The following is a 727-nucleotide window of genomic DNA, read 5'->3' on the forward strand; positions in this document are numbered from 1 at the left end:
TGGGTGCCGGTGAAGGAGAAGGCGATGGTGGAGGTGGCGCCTTGGAAGTCGTTGTTCGCGGTGGTGGGGAACGCGGTGGTGATTTTGAGGTTGTCGGTCTTGGCGGACGTCAGTGCGGTCAGGTTGGCCAGGGCCTTGTTGGCGGTGATGACCGGGGCGGAGGCCAGGACGGTGCTCTTGGTTCCGGTGCAGGTGTAGGGGGCTGCGGTGCCGGTCCAGGCCACGGAGCAGTTTTCGATGGTCAGTTGCAGACCGTTGGTCACGTCGGTGGTGAGCAGGGATCCGGTGGCCCCGGCGGAGGTGGTGAGGGTGACGTTGTTCAGGTCCGAGTTGCCGGTGTTGGCCAGGGTGACGAGCTTTTCGACCTTGTCTCCGGGCAGCAGTCCTGCGATGGGGACGTTGAGGGTGTTGGCCGGGCCGGGGGCGCCCAGGGCGATGGTAACCGTACCTGCGGTGACAGCCTGTGACGCGGAGGTCGATGAGGTGAACGCACCGTAGGTTCCCATGCCGGCGACGGCGGCTGCGGTGCCGACCAGTGCGACGGAGGCGAGGATTTTGCCGGAGGTGGTCTTGAGGCTGATGGCCATCTGAGTATGGTCCTTTCGGGAGGCCACCGCGGGTCCGGCCGGCCGTTTCTTCCAGCCTCTCTGGCTGACAAGAACTACTGTGCCGGGGCTGGATCAAGAACTAATCCTGCAAACCCGCAACAGTTCCTCAGGAAAACCTC

1 protein-coding gene is annotated in these 727 nt (G+C 64.4%); it reads right to left on the reverse strand.

Going from position 1 to position 727, the window contains the following annotated elements; genetic code table 11:
* Nucleotides 1–587: TasA family protein (locus WBN73_RS21400; protein WP_337681326.1), on the reverse strand; the 587-nt coding region annotated here is incomplete at its 3' end.
* Between the last annotated feature and the right edge of the window lie 140 nt (nucleotides 588–727).

The sequence above is a fragment of the Paenarthrobacter sp. CCNWLY172 genome (assembly GCF_037402035.1).
Lineage (GTDB): Bacteria > Actinomycetota > Actinomycetes > Actinomycetales > Micrococcaceae > Arthrobacter.